The 20301-nt window shown below is 44.3% G+C and carries 17 protein-coding genes; 12 read left to right on the forward strand and 5 right to left on the reverse strand.

Annotated features, from left to right (window positions below):
* Nucleotides 1-118: 118 nt before the first annotated feature.
* The 4 genes from G588_RS0112885 (at nt 119) to G588_RS21655 (ending at nt 5046) form a co-directional block, all read left to right on the forward strand.
* On the forward strand, nt 119-1567 hold the full coding sequence (locus tag G588_RS0112885; protein WP_022779152.1) for an ABC transporter substrate-binding protein: 1449 nt from the start codon (nt 119-121) through the stop codon (nt 1565-1567).
* A 138-nt stretch (nt 1568-1705) separates the two neighbouring features.
* Nucleotides 1706-2623 (forward strand): carbohydrate ABC transporter permease, encoded by a 918-nt coding sequence (locus G588_RS0112890; protein WP_022779153.1) that lies wholly within the window; start codon nt 1706-1708, stop codon nt 2621-2623.
* Nucleotides 2624-2636: 13 nt separating this feature from the next.
* On the forward strand, nt 2637-3500 hold the full coding sequence (locus tag G588_RS0112895) for a carbohydrate ABC transporter permease (protein WP_022779154.1): 864 nt from the start codon (nt 2637-2639) through the stop codon (nt 3498-3500).
* 202 nt (nt 3501-3702) lie between these two features.
* Nucleotides 3703-5046 (forward strand): LppM family (lipo)protein, encoded by a 1344-nt coding sequence (locus tag G588_RS21655; RefSeq protein ID WP_155830799.1) that lies wholly within the window; start codon nt 3703-3705, stop codon nt 5044-5046.
* An 82-nt stretch (nt 5047-5128) separates the two neighbouring features.
* Here G588_RS21655 and G588_RS0112905 read toward each other — a convergent pair whose 3' ends face one another.
* Nucleotides 5129-5638: a helix-turn-helix domain-containing protein gene (locus G588_RS0112905; protein WP_022779156.1), complete on the reverse strand. Its 510-nt coding sequence runs from the start codon at nt 5636-5638 to the stop codon at nt 5129-5131.
* Between the two features lie 422 nt (nt 5639-6060).
* Here G588_RS0112905 and G588_RS0112910 point away from each other — a divergent pair, with 422 nt between their 5' ends.
* From G588_RS0112910 to G588_RS0112920, 3 genes are all read left to right on the forward strand, one after another.
* Entirely contained in the window at nt 6061-6516 is a 456-nt protein-coding gene (locus G588_RS0112910; RefSeq protein ID WP_022779157.1) for an ACT domain-containing protein, read from the forward strand.
* Nucleotides 6517-6573: 57 nt separating this feature from the next.
* The gene (locus G588_RS0112915; RefSeq protein WP_026668772.1) at nt 6574-7782 is read left to right on the forward strand and encodes a homoserine dehydrogenase; all 1209 of its coding nucleotides are present in this window, start codon (nt 6574-6576) and stop codon (nt 7780-7782) included.
* 98 nt (nt 7783-7880) lie between these two features.
* A complete protein-coding gene (locus tag G588_RS0112920) occupies nt 7881-9200 on the forward strand; it encodes an aspartate kinase (protein WP_022779159.1) in 1320 nt (439 codons plus the stop codon).
* A 101-nt stretch (nt 9201-9301) separates the two neighbouring features.
* Here the strand turns inward: G588_RS0112920 and G588_RS0112925 are convergent, their stop codons facing one another.
* The gene (locus G588_RS0112925; protein WP_022779160.1) at nt 9302-10111 is read right to left on the reverse strand and encodes a hypothetical protein; all 810 of its coding nucleotides are present in this window, start codon (nt 10109-10111) and stop codon (nt 9302-9304) included.
* Between the two features lie 354 nt (nt 10112-10465).
* On the opposite strand from G588_RS0112925, the gene G588_RS0112930 reads away from it, so the two are divergent.
* The 5 genes from G588_RS0112930 (at nt 10466) to G588_RS0112950 (ending at nt 18010) form a co-directional block, all read left to right on the forward strand.
* Entirely contained in the window at nt 10466-10978 is a 513-nt protein-coding gene (locus G588_RS0112930; RefSeq protein ID WP_022779161.1) for a DUF6106 family protein, read from the forward strand.
* 80 nt (nt 10979-11058) lie between these two features.
* Entirely contained in the window at nt 11059-12510 is a 1452-nt protein-coding gene (gene guaB / locus G588_RS0112935) for an IMP dehydrogenase (RefSeq protein WP_022779162.1), read from the forward strand.
* 51 nt (nt 12511-12561) lie between these two features.
* A complete protein-coding gene (locus G588_RS0112940) occupies nt 12562-15291 on the forward strand; it encodes a putative bifunctional diguanylate cyclase/phosphodiesterase (RefSeq protein WP_022779163.1) in 2730 nt (909 codons plus the stop codon).
* 131 nt (nt 15292-15422) lie between these two features.
* On the forward strand, nt 15423-17129 hold the full coding sequence (locus tag G588_RS0112945; RefSeq protein ID WP_022779164.1) for a glutamine--tRNA ligase/YqeY domain fusion protein: 1707 nt from the start codon (nt 15423-15425) through the stop codon (nt 17127-17129).
* A 26-nt stretch (nt 17130-17155) separates the two neighbouring features.
* Entirely contained in the window at nt 17156-18010 is an 855-nt protein-coding gene (locus tag G588_RS0112950; protein ID WP_022779165.1) for a DUF2225 domain-containing protein, read from the forward strand.
* Between the two features lie 80 nt (nt 18011-18090).
* Here the strand turns inward: G588_RS0112950 and G588_RS20230 are convergent, their stop codons facing one another.
* The 3 genes from G588_RS20230 to G588_RS21660 all read right to left on the reverse strand — a co-directional run bounded on the left by G588_RS20230 (nt 18091) and on the right by G588_RS21660 (nt 20118).
* Nucleotides 18091-18426, reverse strand: a complete 336-nt coding sequence (locus G588_RS20230; protein ID WP_022779166.1) for a hypothetical protein — start codon at nt 18424-18426, stop codon at nt 18091-18093.
* A 77-nt stretch (nt 18427-18503) separates the two neighbouring features.
* Nucleotides 18504-19439 carry a carbohydrate kinase family protein gene (locus G588_RS0112960; RefSeq protein ID WP_022779167.1) on the reverse strand — a complete coding sequence of 312 codons (936 nt, stop codon included), beginning with the start codon at nt 19437-19439 and terminating at the stop codon, nt 18504-18506.
* A 31-nt stretch (nt 19440-19470) separates the two neighbouring features.
* A complete protein-coding gene (locus tag G588_RS21660; protein ID WP_022779168.1) occupies nt 19471-20118 on the reverse strand; it encodes a TetR/AcrR family transcriptional regulator in 648 nt (215 codons plus the stop codon).
* Between the last annotated feature and the right edge of the window lie 183 nt (nt 20119-20301).

Below are 20301 nucleotides of genomic sequence, written 5' to 3' on the forward strand. Positions count from 1 at the left end.
AATATTGACAACTTAATATAGAAGAAACTTTTTTAAACTTGATTTAAGACGGCATGAGCTGTTTTAAATAAATAACTTACTAATACCATATAAAAAGGGAGATGGAGGTAATTTGGTTATGAAGAAAAAGTTACTTGGTATGATCCTTTCCGCAACAATGGTAGCAGGAATGCTTACCGCTTGCGGCGAGACAGCAGCAACACCTGCAGCAGAGACACCTGCAGCAGAGACACCCGCAGCAGAGACACCTGCAGCAGAGACACCTGCAGCAGAGACACCTGCAGCAGAGACACCTGCAACTGAGGAAGCAGCAGCTCCTGCAGCTGATGAGGGTAAGGTTCTCAACATTTCAGCTTGGAACGAAGAGTTCAAGTCACGTCTGACAGATCACTATCCCGGATACGAGGTAGTTGATGGAACAACCGGTAAGATCGGTGACGTTACAGTTAATTGGCTTATTACTCCTAACGAGGAGAACGCTTATCAGAACAGACTTGATGAGCTCCTTCTTGCACAGGAATCAGCAGCAGCTGATGAGAAGGTTGACCTTTTCCTTGTAGAGGCTGACTACGCTGTTAAGTACACAGATACAGATTACACAATGCCTCTTGCAGATCTTGGCATCACAGCTGATGACCTCAAGGATCAGTATGCATATACTCAGGCAGTTGTAACAGATTCTAACGGAGTTCTTAAGGGATCTTCATGGCAGGGCTGCCCTGGTGTTATGATCTACAACAGAGCAATCGCTAAGGAAGTATTCGGAACTGACGAGCCTACTGAGATTCAGGCTAAGTTCTCTGATTGGGATAAGTTCTTTGAGTCAGCCGGTGAGCTTGACAAGGCTGGTTACGATGTTATCTCTTCAACAGCTGATACATTCCGTGTATACCAGAACAATGCTAAGCTTCCTTGGGTAGACGGAAACAAGATCCAGGTTGATGACAACCTCATTAAGTGGGTTGAGGATTCCAAGAAGCTTGCTGATGCCGGCTACTGCAACACATGGGGCCAGTGGGGTGAGGACTGGAACAAGGGATTCTATCCTGAAGGAAAGGTATTCGCTTACTTTGGACCTGCTTGGCTTATCGACTTCTGTATGGCAGCTGATGTAGAAGGTTCTGTTGCTCACGATGGCGGCTGGGCTGCTACAGAGGGACCTCAGGGCTTCTATTGGGGCGGTACATGGGTTTGCGCAGCAGCAGGCACAGACAACCCGACTCTTGTAGCTGACATCATCAGAAAGATGACATGCGATCCTGCAGTTATGAAGGACATCGTTCTTAAGGACAATGATTTCGTAAACAACAGACCTGTTATGGAAGAGCTTGCAAACGATACATCATACTCAAGTGCAGTTCTTGGTGGACAGAACGCTCTTAAGATGTTCTGCGCAGGCGCTGACAACATTGATATGGCTAACCTTACAGCTTATGACCAGGGTCTTCTTGGTGACTTCCAGACAGCTATGGGCGACTACATCAATGGCAACTATGCAACAATTGATGAGGCTATGGAGCAGTTCTACACACTCGCACTTCAGAGATATCCTGAGCTTACAAGATAATTTTGTATAGTATCACTACTCAGTGAACAAATTGCCTGCCGGTAATACTGCCGGCAGGCAATTCTTTAAAAAACGCTTGAAATTCTTAAAAATAAAAGAGTAAAGAGTGAAGAGTAAATATTCGCGGAGGTAGAGAGTATGGACAAGAAAAAGTCCACTTCTAACGTGGTTAAGTTTAACAGATGGGGATACATCTTTCTTATACCATTCTTTGTTACATATATCATTTTCAGCTTGATTCCGTTATGTTCAACAATCTATAACAGTTTCTTCGAAAATTATCGTTCCGGACTTAAGCAGATCGGACCTAATCCTGTTGGAATTCAGAACTATGTTAATCTGCTTTCATCACCGGAAATTTGGAAATACTTAGGAAATACGCTTATCATGTGGGTTGGTGGTTTTATCCCCCAGATCGTGATAGCGCTTTTGCTTGCTTACTGGTTCTCAGATCCTTCTCTTAGACTTAAGGGTCAGAGATTCTTCAAGACAGTTATCTACATGCCTAACCTTATCATGGCATCAGCTTTTTCAATGTTATTCTTTGCACTGTTCTCAGACAGTGGCCCGGTTAACCAGATTCTTCTTAGCATCCATGTACTTAAGGAACCCTTCAAGTTCTTCCAGTACGTTGTAGCTTCAAGAATTCTTGTTATGCTTATGAACTTCCTTATGTGGTTTGGTAATACCACCATCCTTCTTATGGCAGGTATGCTTGGTATTGACTCATCACTTTATGAGGCAGCGCAGGTGGACGGCGCAACTTCTTCACAGGTATTCTTCAAAATTACAATGCCTATTCTTCGTCCCATCTTCGTATATGTGCTGATCACATCACTTATCGGTGGTCTGCAGATGTTCGATGTTCCTCAGATCCTGACAAACGGTCGTGGTAATCCGACAGATTCCCTGACCACAGTTATCATGTTGCTGAACCGTTACCTTACAAGTAAGGACGTTGGCCGTGGTGGTGCATTGTCAGTATTCATGTTTGTAGTAACTGGTATTCTGAGTCTTCTCGTATTCAGAATGAACAGTTCCAAAGAAAAGAATTGAGGAGGACAGTGGGATGAATAATGATACTAAAATGAAATCTCATGGCGTGCCAATTGGAGTCAGAAGAATCATTGCATATGTGGTTCTGGTTTTCTTCTCATTCCTTTGCCTTATTTGGTTTTATATTTTGCTTATTAACTCAACAAGATCACATTCAGAGATGACACTTGGATTTACAGTTTTACCAAGTACCCATCTGTTGGATAACTGGCACAGCCTTATTACCGGAACGATTCCTATCGCAAAAGGCTTCCTGAACAGTATTACTGTTTCAGTTTGTACAGCAGTTTTGTGTACATATTTCTCAGCTATGACAGCCTATGCGATCTTTACTTACAGATTCAAGGGCAGACAGGCAATCGCGACCTTCATCCTGGCAATCATGATGATTCCCGGACAGGTTACAGCACTTGGTTTCCTGCAGTTGATCAACAAGATCGGACTTGATGATTCCATCATTCCTCTGATCATACCTGCAATTGCTTCTCCCGTTACTTACTTCTATCTGAAGCAGTACATGGAGAGTAACCTGCCTCTTTCTCTTGTTGAGGCTGCCAGAATCGACGGATCAGGCGAGTTCCGTACTTTTAACACAATTATTTTGCCGCTTATTAAGCCCGCTATCAGCGTACAGATGATCTTCAGTTTTGTAGGAAGCTGGAATAACTACTTCACACCTGCTCTGATCCTTCATACAGATGCTAAGAAGACACTTCCTGTTATGATCGCTCAGCTGCGTGGTGCTGACTGGCTTAGATTTGATATGGGACAGATTTATATCATGATAGCAGCATCTATTTTCCCTGTTATCGTTGTATATCTTATTCTTTCCAAGTATATAGTAGGTGGAGTATCAGCCGGAGCAGTTAAGGGTTGATTATTCTATAAACCTCCTATTTTACTCTTTCCTTTTATAAGCGCTTTTAGAAGAACCATGACGTTCCCCGACGCCATGGTTTTTCGCTGTTTAGACACCGTTTTTTCACTTTTTTGGGTATAGTAAATCACTGTAATTTGTGTTATTGTTTTGGAGGTTGGGAAAAAGGATCACCAAGATCCCGGAGTTTTTAGGAGGAAGTATGAGACGAATCAAATGTATTCTAGTGATGATTATGGCGATCATCTGTCTTGTGGGATGTGGAAAATACGAAGCCGCCATGCAGGTTAACGAAGATGGAACAGGATCAATTGCAGTCCTGTATGCTATTAACCCTGACAAGATGCGGGAAAATGGTATGGATCCCAGTAAGTACAATATGGATTCAATTACAGAAGAGCTTGAGGACAGAGGTTTTACAGTAGAAGATTATAATGAGGACGGCTGTGAAGGTTTTGTTGTAAGTGCAGCCAATGTTGACCTCAATCAGGCGTTTAACAATATGTGTGTTGAAGGCTCGGGAATGGAACTGGTAGGATTTAATCCGGGCAATTTCCAGTTCAATCGTAGCGGCAATGAGTGTACCATCGACTGGTATTTCTATAATACTGATTCCACCAGTACAGAGAAAATTGAAGTAATGCGACAGAGCATCGAAGGTGCCGGCGGAACAGCGAGGGTTACAATGTATTTCCCTTCTGAACCGATAGAACATGATGCACCAATGACATCTGACGGTGGAACAGTTCTTCAGTGGAATATTCTTGATCTTGGTTCCGATCAGTCATTACATGTAAGATATAGAACAGACGGATCTTCATCTGCGGCACCCCAAGGACAGGGCGGTGGTCAGGGTGGTAGCCAGGGCGGTGGCCAAGGCGGCGGCCAGGGCGGCACAGGATCATCCGGTTCACAGGGTAACCAGGGAGGTGGTACTATTATCAGTTTAGGTTTAATTCTTCAGATTTTGGGCGCTGCAGCAGTAGCGGGAACAGGCTTTTATCTCTACTTCACTTATAGAAAGAGAGAGAAGATTGCCGAGATGTATGAAGATTACAACGGAGGAATTGTGAATCCTCTTAATATGAATAAAATGGGCATTCAGCCCCAGCAGTTTTCCAATGGCCCTCAGATGCCTGGAATGGGACAGAAGCAAACAGGCTTTGGCGGACCCGCTGGTATGAACGGAATTAATAATACAATGAATAATGGTATGCCGGGAATGAATGGACAGATGGGTGGAATGAATGCTTCATCACCTATGGGAATGAATGCCGGAATGGGTAATAATGCAGGAATGCAGAATAGTCAGTGGAGTCCCAGAATGAATCAGCAGACTTCTATGGGCGGTATGAACCAGCAGAATCCAATGAATGGCATGAACCAGATGAATGGTATGAATCAGAATCAGTCCACAGGAGCTGCGTGGACACCTCAGGGTGCTCAGCCTATGCAGCAGATGCCCGGTATGCAGGCTCAGGCTACTGATTTTGCACAGAGTGCTCCTTCAGTTACCTCAACTCCCGATTGGGGCGTTAACAATTAAATAATAGCCTATAAGGACATAAAAAAGGCCGTTGCAGATATGATAACTGCAACGGCCTTAATAATTTTATTTACCAAAAGAATTATTTCTTCATAAGCTGGTCGAGCTTATCCTTATCAAGCTTGCCCTGAGCGATGGTATTGGCTACCCAGATCTTCAGAGATTCAACGGTTGAATCGATCTGATCGAGATTCTTCTGGATATCGGCAAAGTCTGAAAGTTCGTCATCGGATACTATTCCGTCTGCTGTGATGTCAATAAGACGGTTCTTCTGATTCTCGAGAGAATTCAGTGATGAGAGCATACCAAGAACGATCTCTGAAAGAGATGAGAGCCTGGCCTCAGGAACTGAAGTACGTCCGATAGCGCACTCGTGAGTACAATAGTAGTTACAAAGCTCCGGCTTCTTGTAGGCCTTAGCCATTGAAACAACATCCTCCGGATAGATGCTGGTCTTACCTGTTTCCATTTTTTCAAGAGAACTGTCGCTTATTCCTCCGAGGAGTTCGCTGGCCTGGGCTCTTGTAAGTCCTGCCTGTTCCCTGCTCTCAAAAAAGATATTCTTATCTTCTCTGATTGATCTTTTCCCCATGATACACCTCCTAAAACACATAAATACTTGTATAACGAAATAATACTGATAAATCCCCTCTAATGGAAAAATAAATACGCTTTATTCGCCAACGTACTTATTTAAACATATAAAGACAAAACTTACAATATTATTATCAAAAGAAACGCAAACAATACAAAAACTCTCCTTATTCTCTCTCTGTCTACGGTTTCTTTTGATAGCCAGTATATGTGGTGTTCCATATTTTATAATGTAAAAAAGCTGTATGCCGCATCCGCCATACAGTTTTTTTCGTTGCAGAAAAAAGTATTCTTGGCAATGTTACCAAAGGGATTTGGAAAAGGACTTCAATATTTATAGAAATTACCGCTTGCCTTCATGACTTTAGTGTGTTAAACTCTTTCAGGTGAACACAAATGTCCGTGGAGGAAAAACATTAAATGCAACAGGACTCAGGTTACTATGTAATCAGAAAACAGGCGGTGCCGGAGGTACTTCTCAAGGTCGTTGAGGCTAAGAAGCTTCTGGAGTCCGGGAAGGTCAAGACGGTGAATGATGCCGTGGCATTCCTTGGAATCAGCCGCAGTTCTTTTTATAAATACAGAGATGATATCTATGAGTTCCACGACAGTCTTCAGGGGACGACCCTTACTCTTACATTCCAGATGAATGATGAGGTGGGACTTCTTTCATTTGTACTTAATCTTATAGCAGAGTTCGGTGCTAATATTCTTACGATTCATCAGTCAATTCCACTGAACGGGGTGGCATCAATATCCATTACGATACAGGTACTTCCCACCACCAGGGATATCATGGACATGATAACTCTCATGGAGGCCAAGGAAGGTGTACACAAGGTTCACATTACGGGACGAAGCGCATCGATTTCGTAATGCGGACAATAAGTTATGAATTATGTTTTAATTATATTATAAAAGTTGGAGGTCATGATGGCAAAGATAGCGGTTTTGGGATACGGAACAGTTGGAAGCGGAGTGGTTAACGTGCTTGATACCAACGCAGAGGATGTGAAGCTCAGCGCAGGTGAAGCAGTTGAAGTTAAATACATTCTGGACCTTAGGGATTTCCCCGGGGACAAGCATGAGGCACAGGTTGTACATGATATCGAGATTATCTTAAATGACCCTGAGGTAGAGGTTATCTGTGAGACTATGGGTGGTCTTGAGCCTGCCTTCACTTTTGAGAAGAGAGCCCTTGAGAAGGGTAAGAGCGTATGTACCTCCAACAAGGAGCTGGTGGCAGCCCACGGCCCTGAGCTGGTGGAGCTTGCAAGACAGCATGGTGTCAGCTACCTGTTTGAAGCCAGCGTAGGCGGCGGAATACCGGTTCTTCGCAGCATCAACGATTCTCTTAAGCATGAGAAGATCGATGCAATCACAGGTATCCTTAACGGAACCACCAACTATATCTTAACCAAGATGGACAAAGAGGGCGCCGACTTTGATACAGTCCTTAAGGACGCTCAGGATAAGGGATATGCAGAGAGAAATCCCGAGGCTGATGTTGAAGGCTATGATGCCTGCAGGAAGATCGCGATCCTGGCCAGCCTTATGAGTGGCAAGCACGTTCAGTACGAGGATATTTATACCGAGGGTATTTCCAAGATAAACACAGCAGATTTTGCTTATGCCAGAAGCCTTAATATGGCTATCAAGCTCCTTGGAATGTGCAAGAAGAATTCGACCGGTTTCTACACAATGGTTGCACCTTTCCTTATTCCGATGGAGAATTCTCTTGCCAATGTAAACGGCGTATTCAACGCAATCAATGTTCATGGCAATATGCTGGGCGATGTAATGTTCTACGGCAAGGGAGCAGGCAAGAATGCCACAGCAAGTGCAGTAGTAGCTGACGTGATTGATATTCTCAAACACAGAGGAAGACATATCGCAGTTAACATGAATGCAGAGAAGGCAGATCTTGCTCCCAAGGACAGCGCAGTTCGTCAGTTCTTCGTAAGAGTTCCCGAGAATGAGAAGGACAAGCTCTTTGACATCTTCGGACCTGAGATCGATATCGTGAAGGCTCCCGAGGTTCAGGGTGAGGTTGCGGTTATTACGGACCTTATTTCCGAGAAAGACTTCGAAGAGAAGCTTAAGAAACTTGATGAGGTCAAGGGATACTTAAGGCTTTTTTGACAGACAGATTACATTGAGGCTCGATTATAGAGGCTTAGTTACAGAGATTTAGTTATAGAGGTTTAGCTAATAAAAAAAAGAAAAAGGAAAAATAGGCGATGAAAAAGGTAGTTAAATTTGGTGGCAGTTCACTGGCAAGCGCAGAGCAGTTCATGAAGGTTGGCGATATCATAAGATCCGATCCGGACCGCAACTATGTAGTACCTTCAGCTCCCGGAAAGAGAAATTCCAAGGATACCAAGGTTACAGACATGTTGTACAAGACCTATGCACTTGCAGAGGCAGGCAAGGATTTCTCCAAGCAGTTATCTGATATCAAGGCAAGATATGATGAGATCATCAAGGGACTGTCTCTTAAGCTGAATCTGTCAGATGAATTCAAGACCATTGAGAAGAACTTCAAGGCCAAGGCAGGAAACGATTACGCAGCAAGCCGCGGAGAGTACCTTAACGGTATTATCATGGCTGCTTATCTTGGATATGAGTTCATCGACTCAGCTACTGTGGTTGCTTTTGACAAGAACGGCGAATTTGATGCGGAGAAGACCAACAAGCTTATGGCCAAGAAGCTTGAGAAGACTCCCAAGGCTGTTATCCCGGGATTCTACGGAGCATATCCCGACGGAAGCATCAAGACCTTTTCAAGAGGTGGTTCTGATATAACAGGCTCCATCGTATCAAGAGCCGTGAAGGCTGATGTATATGAGAACTGGACAGATGTTTCAGGATTCCTTGTGGCAGATCCCAGGATCATCGACAGACCGCCTCACATTGAGACCATCACCTATACAGAGCTTCGAGAGCTTGCTTACATGGGCGCGGGCGTTCTCCATGAGGATGCTATTTTCCCTGTAAGAAAAGAAGGAATTCCGATCAATATCAGAAATACCAACAAGCCTGAGGATCCCGGAACCTGGATCGTTGAGTCAACAGCAAGAAAGTCCAAATATGTTATCACCGGTATAGCAGGTAAGAAGGGCTTCTGCTGCGTGAACGTTCTCAAGGATCAGATGAACTCAGAGGTTGGATTCGTAAGAAGAGTTCTGCAGGCCTTTGAGGATCAGGACATCTCAATCGAGCATGTTCCTTCCGGAATCGACACCATGACAGTCTTCGTTACTCAGGATGAGTTCATTGACAAGGAGCAGGCTGTAGTTTCCGAGATTCACAGACTGGCTCATCCCGACAAGCTTGATATCGAAACAGATCTTGCACTTATCGCTGTAGTGGGAAGAGGTATGAAGTCCACAAGAGGAACAGCGGGAAGAATATTCTCAGCACTTGCTCACGCCAGCGTCAACGTCAGAATGATCGACCAGGGCTCCTCAGAGCTTAACATAATCATCGGTGTAGAGAACCGCGACTTCGAAAAAGCCATCAGAGCCATTTACGACATCTTCGTTACAACACAGATGTGATGACAAAGGGATAAAATAAAAGAAGCATATCATGCTCGCATGATATGCTTCTTTTATTTTATCCCTTTGTCATCACATGTTTCTACCGATGTCACAATTTCTCATTTTAAAAGATAATCTATATACTTCATATCCACATCCGTATGCTGCGAATTAATAACAACCGCCACAGCACACTCCTGACCATAGTACAGACCGTACTTGTCAACAACCTGTGATCCTGTCAGCTTGATGGCAATCGGAACCGGCTGCTCCATTGTGTCCGGAGACTGCTCATCATAGCTAAGCGTCTTGTTGTAGTTATCTGCCATTACAGCAAACTTGTTGTTCTCATCGAACTCGCCGGTTGATATATAGGTCTGATATTCCTCAGAGGCAAGATAATCAAGATATGCCTGATCAACATAGATGAGTCTGTCACTCAAGGACTGAAGCTCCTCTTCGGAATAAACGGTCCTAAGATCAAGGAAGGTCTCCTGGTTAGCATAGAAGAGCATTGTGGGAATATCTGCAGCTATCACATCCAGCTCCTTGGCTGACATGACTGCCATGATCTTCTGACTGGTGGCTACTGTGAGCTCGTCAAAGGTCTGTGTGTGGAAGCTGGAAGTGGTATCTATCAGGCAATCGTAGGTGGTTGTATCGATGCCTGCAATTGGTGCAAATTCATCTTCCATTGCGGTCTGTGCCTCTGAGGCTCCGCAGTTGAGCATCATGGCGTAGAAACCGTAGGGCTTGTTATTTCTGATATCTCTTATTAGGATTGCCAGAAGTATGATGGCAAATATCGCCACGATCGTATGAATCTTATAATAGTCCCAAAAGTACTCAAGGTTAGCCTTAAGTCCTTTGCCTTTCAGCTTTTTTCTTTCCGCTCTTATTTCGTCGTGTACTGACTGTCCGTTTGCCATATTTATCCTTCTTTCTATAATTATTTACTCTATTGTTTAATGCGTTGTTTCCTATGCTTTTTCTATATCTTTAACTTTGAATTAACACAAAAGTAATTTTATTTTGATGTTAAAACATATATAATTGTAATAGGGCGTTTATGCACTTAGTCATGATTATAATTCCTAAGACAAAGGTGTCAATTGAAAATTGAAAATAAAATAGGATTTTGGTTAAAAAACATCTTGAAAGATTATCACAGATAATATAGGATATTCGTTAAATGTTGATATTTTTCACAGAGTTCTTCGAATACTTAACATGGACTTTATTCTATGGTCCGTATCTTTCATTATCAGGAGGTAATTTCAGGCATGGTTAACGACAACAGTTATGTTGAATGCCTAGTGGAGAGTAAGGCATCACCCCTTATGGTGGTACTTAAGTATCTTACTCTTTTTCTGGCAGTTCTATTTTTTATTGCATTTATCATCACACCTTTGGGAATAATTGCTCTTATATTAGGTATAGCCGCAGCTGTAGGATATTATTTTATATCCCTCAACGCCAGCATCGAGTTTGAGTATCAGTACTGCGACAGAGAGATCACAGTTGACAAGGTGCTTAACAAGTCCAGAAGAAAAAATGTAGGTAAATATGAAGTTGAACGTATCGAGATAATGGCTCCTTCACGTTCCTATCACCTTGATGAGTACAGAAACAAGACTTACAAGGTGCTGGATTACTCCGCAAGGGAGAAGAACCCTCAACCGGATCCAACATATACTATCATCTATGATGGCAAGGAAAAACTTATCCTTGAACCGAGCGGCGAATTCGTTGCCGCCGTTAAGAGCGTAGCACCAAGAAAAGTATTTACAGATTAATTGTTAATAAGTATTTAGGGGTAAGGTTACAGTAACTGCTGACAAGATTATAGTTTTTGGGAAGAACGGAGAGAGACAAGATGGGACAGATTATCGGTGAAGGAATTACCTTTGATGACGTACTTTTGGTGCCTGCTTATTCGCAGGTTATACCTAATCAGGTGGATGTTAGTACTTACCTGACCAAGAAGATCAAGCTTAACATTCCGATGATGAGTGCGGGAATGGACACAGTTACCGAGCACAGAATGGCCATCGCCATGGCAAGACAGGGCGGTATCGGCATCATTCACAAGAACATGTCTATAGAGGCACAGGCCGATGAGGTAGACAAGGTTAAGAGATCAGAGAATGGAGTTATTACAGATCCATTTTCACTTTCACCGGAGCACACACTGGCTGACGCAGATTCACTTATGGCCAAGTTCCGTATTTCAGGTGTACCTATCACAGAGGGTAAGAAGCTGGTAGGTATCATAACTAACCGTGATCTTAAGTTTGAGAAGGATTTCTCACAGAAGATAAAAGAGGTTATGACTTCCGAGAACCTCGTTACAGCCAAGGAAGGTATCACCCTTGAGGAGGCCAAGAGCATTCTGGCCAAGTCCAAGAAGGAGAAGCTTCCTATCGTAGATGACAACTACAATCTTGTAGGTCTTATCACTATCAAGGATATTGAGAAAACTATTAAATATCCTCTTTCAGCCAAGGATGATCAGGGAAGACTTCTCTGCGGCGCAGGTGTTGGTATTTCAGCTAACTGCCTTGACCGTGTAGCAGCCCTTGTTGATGCCAAGGTTGATGCTATCGTTCTTGATTCCGCTCACGGACATTCAGAGAACGTTCTTAAGTGCCTTAGAATGATCAAGGAGAAATTCCCGGATCTTCAGGTAATTGCAGGTAACGTGGCAACAGGCGCAGCTACCAAGGCTCTTATTGAGGCAGGTGCAGATGCTGTCAAGGTTGGTATCGGACCCGGTTCCATCTGTACAACCCGTGTGGTTGCAGGTATCGGCGTTCCTCAGATCACTGCTATCATGGACTGCTACGCAGTTGCAAGGGAATATGGTGTACCGATCATCGCTGATGGTGGTATCAAGTATTCCGGAGATATTACCAAGGCTATCGCCGCAGGCGGTAATATCGTAATGATGGGTTCAATGTTTGCCGGATGTGATGAGGCTCCCGGTGAGTTCGAGTTATATCAGGGCAGAAAATACAAGGTATATCGTGGCATGGGTTCAATCGCAGCCATGGAGAACGGTTCAAAGGATCGCTATTTCCAGGAAGATGCCAAGAAGCTTGTTCCCGAGGGCGTTGAGGGGCGCGTAGCATACAAGGGAACAGTTGAGGACACAGTATTCCAGCTTATGGGCGGTCTTCGTTCAGGTATGGGTTACTGCGGATGTGCAACAATTGACGAGCTCAAGGAGAATGGCAGATTTATCAAGATGTCTGCAGCAGCCCTTAGAGAGTCACATCCTCACGATATCCAGATCACCAAGGAGGCGCCTAACTACAGCGCACTGTGATTGACTAACAATTTAAGATAAGCATACTAGCATATTTCTTGAGGGGGAAAAGTGCAGGATACGGTATCTTTAGAGGAACTTGAGAAGACCGCAAAAATGGGCTCCGAAGAGACTACAATGGGAGTCCTTGGGAGTTTTGCGCTCAAAAATGCCAAAGAGATACAGTCCTGGCAGGACCACTTCTGCGAGCTGGCCGGAGTATATGCTCTGTGCCTTGATGAGGATGGAGCTCCCATCAGCCACTTTTCCGGTAACCCTTCGGATGTGGAAGTAATAAGAAAATATGTAACGGATGTACGCATCCACAATATCTATAAACGCGTGTCAGAGAGCGAGCTGGAGGATCAGGCGGTGGAGATCACCGAAGTGCCTAATCTTCGGCTTGCGGCTGTGGCCGTGCGACATAACGGTATTGCCGCCGCTGTCTGGATTGTCTGCGGAGTTTTTCCTGAAGCAGACTATGAAAAAGAGTTCTTTCACTTACCGCCCATAGAATCTTTTGGGTATCAGATTTCCGAGATGAAATTTTATAAGGTTTTGGATCTGCTCCGGGAGACCCTTAATGCCCTTATTGGCGTTGAGACCTCCAGGTCTATTGCTGTTGCCAAGAGCAAGGAGTCAAGGCAGCAGGAGCTGGAGATGACCACCTCTTTCCACAGAGCTGAGACCATGACCGAGATCGTATCCCTCCTTGACAGCGATGAGACCATAGAGAACATTATGGCCACAATACTGTCCAAGCTCTGTTCCTATCTGCAGATCAGTAACGGTTTTACCTGCAAAATAGGAACCCGAGGCCTTATGGACATAATAGTTCAGTGGACAGCTCCGGGTGTAAAAAAGATGTTCACTGATACCACGGACCAGGAAGTATGCTGGTTTCTTGGCAATGAGAAGGCTGTTGTCATATCCTCCGATACCCAGATGAATGCAGGAGAAAGAGAGCAGCTGGATCAGTTCGGAATTAGGGCGCTTGTTTCAATGCCCATTATCATCAATGGTGCTCCAAGGTTCTACGCCTGCTTATCTGAGACCAAGGAAAACCGCATCTGGTCCATCGATGATATCAAGTTCATCAATGACACCATAAGGATCCTGCAGAGTATCATAACCAAGAGAATACAGACCAATTCCCTGGCCAGCTCTTTTGCCTCACTGGAAGCGGTACTTGATAATGTAGGAAGCTCCATTTATGTAAGAGATATCGGCACGGGAGTACTTCTTTTTGCCAACAGGAGCTTCAAAAAGAACTTTAGTAAGGAACTTGCGGAGAACAGACTAATTGAGCTGTTTGAATCAAATATTCCCTCCAGAAGCCATTCCGGCAACTACGAGGTGCATCACAAGCAGAGAGAGAAATGGTACGACGTATATTACACCAGAATTAAATGGGTGGACGGTCGTCCCGTGTCTTTGTGCGCTATTTACGATATTACAGAGAAAAAACTCTATCAGAGAAGAATAGAGCAGCAGGCCTACACAGACTTCCTGACAGGCCTCTATAACAGGATGTGCTGCGAAAAGGATCTGGCCAGATATGTGGATGAGGCAAGACAGAACGGAACCACAGGTGCACTGATGTATCTGGATCTGGATGACTTCAAGCATATCAATGACAGCCTGGGGCACCAGTACGGTGACATCCTTCTTCAGGATATCTCCAAGGCTGTGGGACGCATTGAGGGTATCAGTAACTCCTGCTACCGTATGGGCGGCGATGAGTTCGTAATCATAGTTCCTCCTGAGAGCTATTACAGAATGGATAAGATCATGGAGGAAATCAAGAATGCGTTTGCTACGCCCTGGTATCTCAAGGACAGCGATTATTACTGCACCATGAGTATGGGCGTTGTGAAGTTCCCGGAGCATGGCGATAATGTCTCTGAGCTTATCAGAAAATCTGACGTAGCCATGTATGAAGCCAAGAAGTCCGGTAAGAACAGGATTGCGGAATATTCAGATAACATCGATTCCTCATCAATACACAGACTGGACCTTGAGAAAAATATGTATGATGCCATCGGTAAGAGCTGCAACGAGTTTGAGGTATACTTCCAGCCCATCATCAGCGGAGCGGCAATCGGAAACGGTGAGAAGGATGAGGAGAAGCATATTGCAGCAGAGGCCCTTGTTCGCTGGAACAGCACAAGGCTGGGCTTCCTTAATCCCGATGAATTCGTGCCTCTTGCGGAATATCTGGGGCTTATTACCCCTATCGGTAATCATGTGCTCAAAAAGGCCTGTGAATGCTGCAGACAGTGGAATGAAGCCGGCAACGGGGACTACGCTGTCAGCGTAAATCTTTCTGTTGTTCAGATAATGCAGAACGATATAGTCGATGTTATCAGACAGTGTATAGAAGATAATCATATCAATCCCAATAACCTTATCCTGGAGCTGACGGAGCGCCTTGCCATCAACGATCTGGCAAGAACCAAGCAGACTCTTCTGGATATCAAGGATCTGGGAGTAAGGCTTGCCCTTGATGACTTCGGAACGGGATATACGGCTATTAGCAGTATCAGGGCACTTCCCTTTGATATCATCAAGATTGACAAGGATTTTGTTAAGGATGTAGCCACCAGTGAATACTCAAGGGCCTTCATCAAGATGATGGCTGAGCTGGGGCAGACCATCGGAGCTGAGATCTGCGTTGAAGGAATTGAGACGGCAGAGCAGCTGGAAGCTATCAAGGGAATGGGAGTTAAATATATTCAGGGCTTCTATTTTGACAAACCTATAAGAAGGGCTGCTTTTGAAGAGAAGTATGTATATGACTAAAGATTTTTGGTGACCCTGTGAATAGAATTTGACAATCGTTCTATGTTATAATATGGTGATATGGTTTATACCGATAAGTCTGTTTACTTATCAGTAAACCCAAAATAAGTAGAAAGTTGGTTTTATCAGCAATGGCAGAAGAAGTAATCAAGAATTTAGGCGAGAATGCCGAGGGTGATAATACACCTTCAAGACATTTCATTGAACAGGCAATTGACAAGGACCTGGCAGAGGGAGTTTACGATCACGTTCACACACGTTTCCCTCCCGAGCCCAACGGTTTTTTACATATTGGACATGCTAAGAGTATCCTTCTTAACTATGGCATGGCCAAGGAGTACGGCGGCAAATTCAACATGAGATTCGATGATACCAATCCTACCAAGGAGAAGCAGGAATTCATGGATTCCATCATCGAGGATGTTAAGTGGCTGGGAGCAGATTATGAGGACAGACTCTTCCACGCTTCCGATTATTTTGACGAGATGTATGAGGACGCCGTTAAGCTCATCAAAAAGGGCAAGGCTTATGTTTCCGAGCTGACCGCCGAGGAGATGAGAGAGTACAGAGGAACCCTCACAGAGCCCGGTAAGGATGATCCCAACAGAGACAGAAGCGTAGAGGAGAACTTAAGACTCTTCGAAGATATGAAGAACGGCAAGTTCGAGGACGGCACAGTAACTCTTCGGGCCAAGATCGATATGGCTTCACCTAACATCAACATGAGAGATCCTATCATCTATCGTGTTGCTCATATGACACATGCAAGAACAGGCGACAAGTGGTGCATCTATCCTATGTATGACTTTGCTCATCCTATTGAGGACGCCATCGAGGGAATCACTCATTCACTCTGTACCCTGGAGTTTGAGGATCACAGACCTCTCTATGACTGGGTAAAAAATGAGTGTGAGTACAAGAACCCTCCTCGTCAGATCGAGTTCGCCAAGCTCTACCTCAACAACGTTGTTACAGGTAAGAGATATATCAAGCGCCTTGTAGAGGACGGTATCGTTGACGGATGGGATGATCCCAGACTTGTAACCATCGCATCCCTTAGAAGACGCGGATTTACTCCCGAGTCCATCAAGATGTTCGTTGATATGTGCGGTATCAGTAAGGCCAACTCAACAGCTGAGTATGCAATGCTTGAGTACTGCATCAGAGAGGATCTTAAGCTCAAGGCTAAGAGAATGTGCGCTATTCTTGATCCTGTTAAACTCATTATCGACAACTATCCTGAGGGCGAGACTGAGTACCTTGACATCGAGAACAACAAGGAAGTTCCCGAGATGGGCAAGCGTCAGATTCCTTTCGGCAAAGAGCTGTGGATCGAGAGAGAAGACTTTATGGAGGAGCCTCCAAAGAAGTACTTCCGTCTGTTCCCCGGCAACGAAGTAAGACTTATGAATGCTTACTTTGTGACCTGCACAGGCTTTGAGAAGGATGAGAACGGCGTTGTGACAGAGATTCACTGCACCTACGACCCTGCAACCAAGGGCGGCGACAGCCCAGACGGAAGGAAGGTCAAGGGAACCATTCACTGGGTTGCCGCAAAAGAGGCAGTTACAGCAGAAGTTCGTCTGTATGAGAATATAATTGATGAGGAGAAGGGCGTATATAACGAGGATGGATCACTTAATCTCAATCCCAATTCCATCACCGTTATCAAAGAAGCTAAGCTGGAGCCTGAACTTGGTAAGGCAGTAGCTTACGATAAATTCCAGTTTGTAAGAAACGGATTCTTCTGCGTAGACAGCAAGGATTCCAAACCTGGAGCTCCTGTATTTAACAGGATAGTATCACTTAAGAGTTCTTTTGTATTACCTAAAAACTGATCAGCTTAAGAAAAGAGGTATAGGTTATGGGTATTTTTTCCGGACTTGAGAAACTTGGACTTGGTGGCATCGGCAAAGGGGAACTTTTTGAGGATCCTAAGAAGAAACAGACAACGGTTAAGAAGGAAGAAGCTCCTGTTAAGAAGTTGTCTCTTGTAAATGAAGAGGATTATCTATTCGACAAAAAATACAAATGTCCTGTCTGCGAAACTGATTTCGAGGTCAAGACTGTAAGAACCGGTAAGGTCAGAATGAAAAATGTTGATATCGACCTTCGCCCGGACTACGATGAGCTTGATCAGAACAAGTATGATGTTATCGCATGCCCTGACTGCGGCTATGCAGCCCTTGGCAGGTATTTTACTACCTTGAACAAATACCAGATCGATGATATCAGAAAACAGATCAGTATGAACTATAAGAGGATGGAAAATGAAGGCCCGACCTATTCCTATGATTATGCCAGGAGCCTGTATCAGCTGGCCCTTGCCAATGCAATGGTCAAGAAGGCCAAGAACAGTGAGAAGGCCTATATCTGCCTTAAGACTGCCTGGGTTATAAGAGGCGAGACCCAGCGCCTTGATCCTTCTGAAGAGGGCTATGAGAAGAAGAAGGAAGAGAACGATGCACAGGAGAAGGAGCTTCTTAAGAACGCTCTGGACGGCTTCGTTATGGCAAGACAATCGGAGGAATTCCCCATTGCCGGAATGGATTCCTCTACCCTTGATTATCTGGTGGCTGCCCTTGCGGTGGAGACAGATCAGAGGGATATCGCCAGCAAGATGATAGGAGAGATCCTTATCTCCCGTGTGGCCAATTCCCGTATCAAGGACAAGGCCCGTTACCTCAAGGAGATGCTGGCAGAGAAGGACGACGAGTAAGATCAGATATTAAGACAATAAAAAAGCGGTATGGTCCATCGGATCATACCGCTGTATTTGTATTGTAAGAAATTCAGAAATTACTTCTCGTCGTCGAAGAACTCTTCTGACTCATCGGGCTCATCACTGTCTTTCTTATCATCTGAAGAAGCCTGTTTAGCCGGTTCTGTCTTGTCTGATTCTTCTGCTTCATCACCGGATGTGATATCTACATATTTTCTGGAGCCGAACTTGAAATCTGAGGTGGTGTCGAAGTCGTCATCCTCAAAGTCATCGAAATCATCGAAGTCGTCATCATCGAAGCCCTCGGCAATACGCTCATCTCTCTTGGTCAGATAATAGTAAATTCCTGCGAAAGCGGCCCCCACAGCAGCACAGAACAAAAGGAATTTGCCAAACCCGTTATTTTTAGACATAATGATATCCTCCTCTTTTGAAAACACTAAAGTCATTTTAATACAAAAATCGGGCAAATGAAAGAGGTTTTGAGAAGTTAATCATTAGTCCACTCATTTTTCTTGATGCCCCAGATCAGATTACGCCACTGTTCAAGCTGCTCCGTGGTCATGAAACCATTGGAAGTGCCCATGTAGCCTATCTTGTAGGAGGCAAACAAAAGTGCATTCTTGATGGCATTAACGCTGTCGCCGGTCTCCATGTAATAGTGAAGGAAGCAGGCAAACAGGGCGTTTCCGGCACCTATTGTATTAACAACCTCGTTGGTCTTAACTGTTTTGTAATGAACTCTCACGTCCTTGGTCTTGTCAAAGAGGATAAGACCTTCACGGCCCTGTCCCAGAATAATGATCTCTGTTCCGTAGGTGGCGGCCATTCTGTCTATGAATTCGTAAGGATCTTCATGGAGTGTGTCGTCACTGAAGTAGAGAACCTTGGCGGGCTCAAGGAAGTCAGTGTTGTATTTTTCCTTTTCAGGGTTGTAGTTTCTGATATTTACGGCGATGGGTTTATTATGCTCAACGGCTGCCTTGGCAAAGGGACGGCAGAAGTTGGCATTGGCAAGGATCATCATATCGCAGCTCTCAGCTATGGGGGTCACCATTGACATGTCATATACGTTGTCACGAAGATCCTTGATATCCTCAAAAATCTGCTGCTTCCTGTCTCTGTCATAGAGAACCACCTCAGTGGGGGTCTCTTTCATCTGAGGAATGATATAATCGGTGGACAGGGTTATCTTTCTGTCCGGAGGATTGATGATGCTAAGGTCCTGATTTCTGCCAACGATGGACATAAAGGTAACATCATCTCCAAGCCACTTAAGTGCCAGGGACTCATTGTAAGCATCTCCGCCCACAGCTGTAAAAATGGAATCATTCACGCTGGTAAGCGGTGCATAGCTAACGGGAATCTTGTCCACCCTGACGATGGTCTCAATCTGTGTAACGCCTGCAACTAAGAACTTACTCATGTCAGCCTCCTTGTTTTGCAGATGTCCTGTTTTAGCCTTGTTCCTTTTCATAGGACATTTGCTTAATCATATCTATATATTCCTCTGCTTCCTCAAGAAACAGGTCAGATCTGAAGTTTTCGCTCTTTACATTCTTAAGAAGAATTCCTTCAATGGTATAATCCAGAATCTCTCCGATCTTAGCGTAGTCAACGCCGGGGGCAAAGCCGGTGATATCAGCTCTCTCCTTAAGAGCCACCATGATCCTTCTGTATTTGTCCCTTCTCTCGGTTATCTCCGCAACAGCTTCAGGGTGGGTCTCCTCATCGGCTCTGTCAAGGAAGATGAAGATATAAGGATACTGGGACATGGCAGCAGCCTTGGCGGAGGTTATCTGATTATAGAGTTCAAAATAACGATCCTCATTTTTTTCCACATTCTGAGTAAGCTCTAAGGTCACGAATCTTGTGGCATAGTCGTACAAGAAGGCGTAGAGCCCGATCTTACTTACAAAATAATGGAAAAGAAGTCCCTTGCTGATGCCCGCATGCTTAACAATCTCGTCGGTGCTGGCGTGATAGTAGCCATATTGGGCAAAGACGTAGAGAGCAGCATTGATCATGCGATCCTGTTTTTCTTTTTTTAATTCAAAGAATTTTTCATTCATAATTTCGGTCCTGTCTTCAAGCCTGTTGACCATGTTGGTCTAGTTTAAATATAGCACGGGTTGCCGCTTTCTTCAAATGAATTACCGCTTTTTTAACAATTTTAATATGTTTTTTAGCGTCTCTTGAAATCATTGCCAAAAACTGATACCATAGATTTATGGAAACGTTACCGGGAACGTGCATTATTTCCGGAAATTTTTTTCACAGAAAGGGGT

Source organism: Butyrivibrio sp. AE3009 (assembly GCF_000420845.1).
In the GTDB taxonomy this organism is placed as follows: domain Bacteria; phylum Bacillota; class Clostridia; order Lachnospirales; family Lachnospiraceae; genus Butyrivibrio.

What these genes read in the sequence shown, in the direction of transcription:
- G588_RS0112895 (WP_022779154.1), top strand. Translation starts at nt 2,637, where the DNA reads ATGAATAATGATACTAAAATGAAATCTCATGGCGTGCCAATTGGAGTC.
- G588_RS0112910 (WP_022779157.1), top strand. Translation starts at nt 6,061, where the DNA reads ATGCAACAGGACTCAGGTTACTATGTAATCAGAAAACAGGCGGTGCCG.
- G588_RS20230 (WP_022779166.1), bottom strand. Translation starts at nt 18,426, where the DNA reads ATGTCTAAAAATAACGGGTTTGGCAAATTCCTTTTGTTCTGTGCTGCT.
- G588_RS21660 (WP_022779168.1), bottom strand. Translation starts at nt 20,118, where the DNA reads ATGGTCAACAGGCTTGAAGACAGGACCGAAATTATGAATGAAAAATTC.
- G588_RS0112885 (WP_022779152.1), top strand. Translation starts at nt 119, where the DNA reads ATGAAGAAAAAGTTACTTGGTATGATCCTTTCCGCAACAATGGTAGCA.
- G588_RS0112960 (WP_022779167.1), bottom strand. Translation starts at nt 19,439, where the DNA reads ATGAGTAAGTTCTTAGTTGCAGGCGTTACACAGATTGAGACCATCGTC.
- G588_RS0112925 (WP_022779160.1), bottom strand. Translation starts at nt 10,111, where the DNA reads ATGGCAAACGGACAGTCAGTACACGACGAAATAAGAGCGGAAAGAAAA.
- G588_RS0112920 (WP_022779159.1), top strand. Translation starts at nt 7,881, where the DNA reads ATGAAAAAGGTAGTTAAATTTGGTGGCAGTTCACTGGCAAGCGCAGAG.
- G588_RS0112950 (WP_022779165.1), top strand. Translation starts at nt 17,156, where the DNA reads ATGGGTATTTTTTCCGGACTTGAGAAACTTGGACTTGGTGGCATCGGC.
- G588_RS0112905 (WP_022779156.1), bottom strand. Translation starts at nt 5,638, where the DNA reads ATGGGGAAAAGATCAATCAGAGAAGATAAGAATATCTTTTTTGAGAGC.
- G588_RS0112930 (WP_022779161.1), top strand. Translation starts at nt 10,466, where the DNA reads ATGGTTAACGACAACAGTTATGTTGAATGCCTAGTGGAGAGTAAGGCA.
- guaB (WP_022779162.1), top strand. Translation starts at nt 11,059, where the DNA reads ATGGGACAGATTATCGGTGAAGGAATTACCTTTGATGACGTACTTTTG.
- G588_RS21655 (WP_155830799.1), top strand. Translation starts at nt 3,703, where the DNA reads ATGAGACGAATCAAATGTATTCTAGTGATGATTATGGCGATCATCTGT.
- G588_RS0112945 (WP_022779164.1), top strand. Translation starts at nt 15,423, where the DNA reads ATGGCAGAAGAAGTAATCAAGAATTTAGGCGAGAATGCCGAGGGTGAT.
- G588_RS0112915 (WP_026668772.1), top strand. Translation starts at nt 6,574, where the DNA reads ATGGCAAAGATAGCGGTTTTGGGATACGGAACAGTTGGAAGCGGAGTG.
- G588_RS0112890 (WP_022779153.1), top strand. Translation starts at nt 1,706, where the DNA reads ATGGACAAGAAAAAGTCCACTTCTAACGTGGTTAAGTTTAACAGATGG.